5 protein-coding genes are annotated in these 6,772 nt (G+C 48.4%); 2 read left to right on the top strand and 3 right to left on the bottom strand.

Translation table 11 applies throughout. From position 1 onward, the window contains the following. Positions 1 to 258 precede the first annotated feature (258 nt). Positions 259 to 693 carry a hypothetical protein gene (locus M3P05_RS17645; protein ID WP_249701392.1) on the bottom strand — a complete coding sequence of 145 codons (435 nt, stop codon included), beginning with the start codon at positions 691 to 693 and terminating at the stop codon, positions 259 to 261. A gap of 268 nt (positions 694 to 961) precedes the next feature. Here M3P05_RS17645 and M3P05_RS17640 point away from each other — a divergent pair, with 268 nt between their 5' ends. Further along, positions 962 to 1,684 carry a response regulator gene (locus M3P05_RS17640; RefSeq protein WP_249701391.1) on the top strand — a complete coding sequence of 241 codons (723 nt, stop codon included), beginning with the start codon at positions 962 to 964 and terminating at the stop codon, positions 1,682 to 1,684. Positions 1,685 to 1,689: 5 nt separating this feature from the next. Next, positions 1,690 to 3,114: an ATP-binding protein gene (locus M3P05_RS17635; protein ID WP_249701390.1), complete on the top strand. Its 1,425-nt coding sequence runs from the start codon at positions 1,690 to 1,692 to the stop codon at positions 3,112 to 3,114. 83 nt (positions 3,115 to 3,197) lie between these two features. Here the strand turns inward: M3P05_RS17635 and M3P05_RS17630 are convergent, their stop codons facing one another. Together M3P05_RS17630 and M3P05_RS17625 are read right to left on the bottom strand one after the other, a co-directional pair. Next, positions 3,198 to 3,395, bottom strand: coding sequence for a hypothetical protein (locus tag M3P05_RS17630; protein ID WP_249701389.1), 198 nt, complete (start codon positions 3,393 to 3,395; stop codon positions 3,198 to 3,200). Between the two features lie 205 nt (positions 3,396 to 3,600). Next, positions 3,601 to 6,534, bottom strand: a complete 2,934-nt coding sequence (locus M3P05_RS17625) for a hypothetical protein (protein WP_249701387.1) — start codon at positions 6,532 to 6,534, stop codon at positions 3,601 to 3,603. Positions 6,535 to 6,772 lie beyond the last annotated feature (238 nt).

Genomic DNA, 6,772 nt, shown 5'->3' with positions numbered 1-6,772 from the left:
GATAAAAAAAGCCATAGTCTGACCTCTCTCTGCAGGGTCTCTCACCTCCTGCAATCAAACTATGGCTCAAGATTCCTCCATCTGGGGAGGAGCTGCTCTCCTGGGGGTAGTAGAAACAGTCAACTGATTAGCTATTGCTCAGGCTTCCTCCTGTACTCTCTAAGTACTTAATGGGGTCGGAAGGGGGGGGATTTTCAAATCAAATATCCCCTCCTGTAATCTTGAAACTGCGTTCAACAAAAGCTCAGCTATAAAATACTAACTCTGCGTTTCTGGCTGGGGCTGATTCTGCCAACGGTGACCACCATGGTGCCCTTTTCCACCCCGGGGACCAAACATGACACCATCTTCGAAGCGCTGCATAACTCTGGCTGGCAAACCATTCTTGGCAAAGTCCATTTCACGAACCAGATCACCAGATTGAACGGTGACAATTTTTACAGTGTATCCCTTATCCGTAGGAGTCACTTCGCCAACGGTCAGGTTGTCATTCCACATGCGGGATTTGATGAGATCCTTCAACTCGGCAGCAGTCAGCTCACGCTCGCGCTGCTCTGCGCTCATCATTGCGCATCCTTCTGGATTCCTGAATCCTTTACCGCCGTTTGGGCCTCCCCCTTGCCATGCCATTGCTGTACTTGTAACAATCATACCAAGCGCGATTGCGCCAACTGCCTTACCTGTTGATTTCATGCTTTCTCTCCTTTTTCTGTTTGACTACTGCTGCTTTCGACACCCTCATTAAAGAACTTTTTTGTCGCAGAAATATCCCGTGTGAAATTGACTTTGTCGCAATTTGTCGCAGTTACCCGCCAAAAGCATCAGCAATGCAATAATTTGGTACAACCTTCGACCCCTTAAATCCATATAATGGAGTCAGAGCAAAGAGCCTGCTGATTTATTGATAGGGTCAGCATTCTTAAGCATCTGTTCACAAGAAGCCTTCAAAGGAGAGTTCCGGATGGAAAAGGCAGAACATATCCTTGTTGTTGATGATCACGATGAAATCCGGGATCTTCTGGGCCAATACCTGACCCGCCACGGCATGGAAGTCACCCTGGCCCTTGATGGCACAACCATGCGTGAGCAACTCAAGAAGCATGACGATTTTGATTTGATTGTGCTCGATCTGATGATGCCGGGCGAAGATGGCTTAAGCCTGTGTCGCCATGTGCGCTCTATTGATGGCCCTCCCATTATTATGCTGACAGCCATGGGGGAAGAAGCCGACCGGATTGTTGGCCTTGAAATGGGAGCGGACGACTATATTGCCAAACCCTTCAGCCCACGAGAGCTGCTGGCCAGAATCAAGGCTGTTCTTCGTCGATCCAGCCGTAAGGGCAAACCGGAGAAAAGCACCGAATCTTCCGGGCGCCTTCATTTTGAAAACTGGACGCTCGACAATAACCTGCGTCAGCTGGAAAACGATAAGGAGCTGGTTATCCCCCTGAGTACTGCCGAGTATCGACTACTCAGCGCCTTTACCAGCAACCCCCGGCGTGTTCTCAGCCGCGACCAACTGCTGGATATTACACAGGGCCGTGAGGCGATGCCGTTTGACCGCAGTATTGATAATCAGGTCAGCCGCCTGCGCCGAAAGGTTGAGCAGGATCCAAAGAATCCGACACTTATCAAAACTGTCTGGGGCGGCGGGTACATGTTTACCCCTGAAGTCACGCAGTAATGATGATGAGGCGTTTTTCCCCCACAAGCCTGACCGCACAGATGATTGTGGTCATTCTCCTCGCCCTGTTGCTGGCACAGATACTGACGGCCTGGATCATGCTGGATGCCCACAGGGCCAACCTGTACAACAGTAACCAGTGGCAGCAGGTTAACCGGGCTATGAGCCTGACCAGACAACTGTTGCATACGCCTCAGATGTTTCATCAGAGCATGGTTAAAGCTGCCAGCGTTCCCCGGGCCGAATTCACACTGAGTTCAAAGCCGATTCTGAAACGCACCCACAATATGGTTTTTGAAAGCGTCTTTGTCCGCAAAGTTGAGCAAAAGCTTGGCCCTGACTTTAAAGGCAAAGTCCGTGTGGAGATGAAAGAGTACGACCGCCGCGAGGTCTGGGGGTACATTTGCACGAACGATGATGGCAGCTTCAGTCAGCGAATGGGTTGTCGACATATGTTCAATGAAAAAAGAGATCGGTTCCTTGACGACGATGGCCGCTCATCATTTATTGCCCTTTCAATCCAGCTGCCGGATAAAACCTGGCTTAACTTGATTTCCCGGGCTCCCGTTTCTCCTCCCCTGACAGCCTGGCAGACCATCATTTATCTGCTGATTTCTTCAGCGCTGGTCATGATTGCCATGGTGTTCATGGTGCGGAGAATTACGCGTCCTATTCGTGCTCTCTCCCAGGCATCAAACAGACTTGGCCGTGGCGAGCACGTTGAACCTCTGGAGGAATCGGGACCAAAAGACATTCGTCGGGCAACGCGTGCATTCAACCAGATGAATGAAAGGATAGACCGCTTCCTGGCAGACCGAACCAGTATGCTGGCGGCTCTGTCACATGATCTGCGCACCCCAATCACCACATTGCGGTTACGCATTGAGTTACTGCCAGACTCACCGGATAAAGAGAAACTTCTGGCCACTCTTGATGAGATGCAGCAGATGGCGGAAGCCACTCTTTCGTTTGCACGCGAAAGTGCCATGAAGGAAGACTCTCGCAAGGTCAGCCTTGGGGCACTTGTTGAAAGCCTGTGTGAAGATTTGGCCGATATTGGACAAGATATCAGGTACACAGACAGCCCGGAAGTAATAACCATCTGTCGTCCTATAAGTTTGAAAAGAGCCCTGAGGAACCTGATAGAAAACGCTGTTAAATATGGCCGCTACGCCCAAGTATCTATGGACTTAAGCAAAACAACCGCCACCATAATCATTGAAGATAATGGCCCTGGCATTCGTGAAGAGGATATGGAGCGGATTTTCGAACCCTTTGTACGCCTCGAAAACTCACGTAACCGGGATACCGGTGGAATAGGGCTTGGCATGGCGATAGCGAGGAATATTATTCACGCACATGGTGGTGATATTCACCTGAAAAATCGCTCGGAAGGCGGGTTAATAATAGAGGTCACTCTTCCTTTATAAACCACACTCTGAAAAACACAGGCCAATAAAAAAGCCCCGGAACTGACAGAGAATCCGGGGCTTTAGGTCGATGAAGTACCGGCTTAAGTAAGCTGGTAGCGGTAGATCAAAAGATGCTTACCCTTCATCTCTTTCAGGCCACCCTTGAGAAGAATTGCCTTTTTGAACTTACTATCGCCACCCAAAGGCAGTTCAGTATTTTCAGATTTAGCGATAAAGTCAGCAACAACAGCTGCATGGTCAGCCGCAACAGTTTCCTTAACTCCCCACGGGAGCCCCATGACCTTGTCATAGTCTCAGGTATCGCAAATTTTCGCTTCACGTTCGACGATAGAGCGCAGAATGCTCTCCTCGAACGCTTTTGCGACGTTACCGTCCTCTGCAAACAGCATGTGTACGCCTCTTAAATAACAGACATAATCAAAAAAAGTGACTTGAACTATAAAATAGTTGACGATAAAACAATATGGCACACAAAATCTTTAATTATTGAACAGAAATGCCCATTTGCTTAGCCAGATTCTTAAGACTGTTCAGACTCTCCCAAACGTTCGAGTAGCCTTTTTTCTGATAGTCCCGCCCTTCCTGAACGATTTCATCTGACTTTTCATTTTGAGCCTGTTCATCCCTTTTCAAGACAGTCTGCCAGAAGTCAACCCAGCTCATATCTTCCATTCCCAACCTTTTTGAGTCGTAGTGACTATCAAAGGCCACGGAAGGTTCCTGGAAGGGAGCGTAGCCCGAAATTCCTAAACTTAAAGAGCCAATACCCGGCTGAACGATCTTTTGATACTGACCCGCAGCGTGTTTTAAGACAGGGTTGGTTCCATTGATACTTGGTGGATGGTCTCTTAATGCTTCATCACTGTGAGTAAAGTTGCTGTAGACAGGTTTTCCCTTCTCTCTCGAGTACTCTGAAATCACTTTGAAGAAGTTATCATCCGGACTATTTATTGCGGACTCATGCGCCTTTTTCAGGTTACGACACCAGATAACCTTATCTGCATCATCAATAGACTTTGCAACTCTTTTGGACAGTGCTCCAGAATTCGCTGAAGCCTTGTTCAAATCACTGTCTGATACTGTCATAGTGGAAAACTGGATATTGACCCCGCCAATATCTACAGAGTCATACTCTGCAATCCTGTCACTTCCAACCGGAAACTTCTTGGTTCCCAACATCCCATTAGCCATCCAGTTCATAGCAGAAAATTTACTGCTTCCAGCTTCGCCAAGCACCAGCACTTTCCTTAGTTCTGGTGAAGTTTCTCCAACTTCACTGCCAGCGCTTTCAACTGTCACGCTCTTATTAACAGGAGGCAGAGGCATTTCTTCCATTACAACCTGAGTTCCAATGCTGACTGTATCCGGCTTAGACAGTGTTGTCTGAACACCCTTAGGCACGGATGGAGGGGGCTGAGTCTGAACGCTTCGGGATTCATGTGCTGGGGGCAGGGGGGGGTATGGAGGTTCTACAGGATCTGTTTGAACATTAACACTCGTTTTCTGAACAGGACTTACAATGCCCTGAGAGTCAGTGAGTGACTTTTCAGAATCACTGCTGACAAGTGTAATGGTTTCATTATTTACCTGTGCAGGAGGTGGTGCCGTAACCTCAGGTATATCATCTATGCCTGATGTAAACCTTCCAGAATCGGGTTGTTTTGATGACGAAGGTGATGGGCTGGTCTGAGGCCCTTGTTCTGTTTGCGCTTTTGCAGGCTCTGGTACCTCTGCAGGTTCTATCTCTTTGCATGTTTCAGGTTGTGCTTTCTTGGAAGATGCTTCATCAACCCAGTGAACATGCTTTTCAGACTTTTTCTCTGGCTTTTTGCTTTCTTTTCTCTTTTTCTCTGCTTCCTGCTTTTCCTTTTCTTGCGCTTCTTTTGCCAGATGCTCAGATTGTATTAAAAGGGAGCGGACGTTAAATCTGGAAATAAAATCAAGAACAACTTTCTTGAGATCAACCTTCCTTTTCTCTTTCTGTGCGGGTTCAGCCGGTACGGGTTGGGGTTGATCAGGTTTTCTTCCGGCATGAATCTGTTCACGGTTCGTACTCTCTTCCACGGCAGTACTGGTACTTGCTGTATGTAACCCCTGTCTCTGAGATTTTGTATCCGGCTTTTTGGGGGCCGGCTTTGGTTTCGGCTCTGTCTTAATTCGTGATACAGCCCAATCAACTATTCCCTTGTGAACGCTTGACCGAAGCAGGGAAGCCCCCAACTTCCAGGGGCCTCTCCAGGATGCCGGAGCACGGTATAAATCCAGCCCTCTTATTGCCTGACGCATAACATGATCCAGTGGCAGTGAGTTGATCATCCATATTTCCGGTAACTCGTATCCCTGACTTTGGTGCCGGTCAAACACCAGGAAACCCATACCTCCTACGGAAACCGCCACCAGATTTCTTAACTCACCGACGACCTGATCATCTCCAGCTATATGAATAGTGTCAATGGCTTCGCCCGAGATAATGGCCGGAAGGTTTGCAATCACTTCATAGTGGAGAGGGTTAATAAGCCTGCGGGCAGCAATGCGGACTTCAGGATTCTTCTCTGCCATTACATCAGTCCACCACCAGGATCTTGTTCCCTGTGAGAAGACACCAGGAAACTGAATGAGTTGGCTGGGAGCTTCATCAACCCAATAGCGCAGCCAAAGCTTTCTGTGTCCGTTATCAGTATCTGGGTAAAGGTGGATCTTGGAAATTTTTTCCTTAGCGGCCCATTCCCTGAGAGTTACCAGAGCACGGTCGTAGTCACTCTCCACCTCGGTGACTTCAGTCTTGAATGGAAAAGCCAGCTCCAGCCAAGGCTGACCAGTATCCGGTGTATACTCGCCGCCCGGCAGCTGATATTTAATCTGGACAGCCTGGCAGCTGCCTCCGCGACCACAGAGTACTGTTGTTTCCCCCCGAAGAGTTGGGAGGATCATCTGCCAGATATCTGGAAAAGTCTCCGAGAAAAGGTACCAATGGTTCAGCAGGTACCTTAGAACAAAACTAATTGATGGATTCAGGTGATCTGACACCATCCAGTTTGCAACCGCTATACCGGCTCGCCCCCCAAAATCCTGCCAGCTGTATGATGTCAGCCCGTCAACAGCAAGATCACTCAGCAAACTTCCATAACTGCCTAATGTCTCACCCAAGACCTGCTGCATAGTTCCCTTCACTGCATAGGATGCGGCCAGAAATGAGAGAGTTGCTCCTGCAGCAGCCGCCTCTTGGGAGGCAAAATCCCAAATCCTGTTATTGAGGGAGTAAACACCCTTTTGGAAGGTATTCAACTTCCACTGGGGAAGCTGCTGCAGAAGCTCTTCCCGAGCTTCATCGCCGGAGTGCGCCTGAGCATGAGTCACAGCACATGAGCAGATAAAAGCCAGAATAATTATTTTTTTATGATTAACATCAAATTTCATCCGCACTGGCACACCACCTGTTAGCCTCTCCTGCATGGCCTGAGGGCTAAAAGTAGTCAATGAGGGCGATAGTTCCAGTAATGGGGAATGTTTGGAAAATGGGTGGTTATTAGGGAAGTAATAATAAAGTCCTCACAATCACCCCTGTCCCGGAAAGCAACTTCTTAAGGAAGTGAATTATAATCACCCTGATATTTGCACAATTCAACTCTTTCCACCAGCATACAGATTTCGGTAG

This window comes from Parendozoicomonas callyspongiae (assembly GCF_023502345.1).
Lineage (GTDB): Bacteria > Pseudomonadota > Gammaproteobacteria > Pseudomonadales > Endozoicomonadaceae > Sansalvadorimonas > Sansalvadorimonas callyspongiae.
Note: the sequence above shows the minus strand (reverse complement) of the source record. Positions and strands in the feature narration are given on the sequence as shown.